1 pseudogene is annotated in these 522 nt (G+C 60.9%); it reads right to left on the minus strand.

The window, feature by feature from the left end:
- A pseudogene (locus AM629_RS21495) lies at positions 1-355 on the minus strand (ImcF-related family protein); the annotation flags it as partial.
- Positions 356-522: the final 167 nt, after the last annotated feature.

Raw genomic sequence — 522 nt, forward strand, 5'->3', positions numbered from 1 at the left:
GCCTATTCAGATTCGCCGCTGCCGGTTTCAGTATCCCCTGCCACGCCTGCGTTAACGGCTGCACAAACAGCGTCTGCCCCAGGCCCTGCCATTGTCCCCCCAGACTGGCCGCGACCAGACGCCCATAACCCTGCGTCTCCGTCAAATCCGTGCTTTTCCCTTCAAACACCGCCCGGGCCAGTGTGTTCGCCATGGCCGGCGGGTCATCACTGGTGTTCATCTGTTGCAGTTTCAGCCGCACTTCGGTGACCCGGGTCAGGAAGGTGCGTAAATTCAGGTGGCTGTCCGCCTTCATGCCCTCAGGCGCCTGATTTTCGCCCATCAACGCCAGCAGCGGCCCAAAGGTCTCGCTCATCGGTCCACGGCTTTCAGAGGACAGCGCTGTCATCGGCACGGTTTTGTTGTTTAGCAGCGTGTTGGCCGATTTCACCAGCCGGTCGGATAAAGCCGGCCCGCGCTGACCCGTTTGTCCCTGATACGCCACCGTGTTCATTAGCGCCATCAGCGGGGACTGACGGGTAT

Origin of the sequence: Photorhabdus heterorhabditis (assembly GCF_001280945.1) — a bacterium.
Lineage (GTDB): Bacteria > Pseudomonadota > Gammaproteobacteria > Enterobacterales > Enterobacteriaceae > Photorhabdus > Photorhabdus heterorhabditis.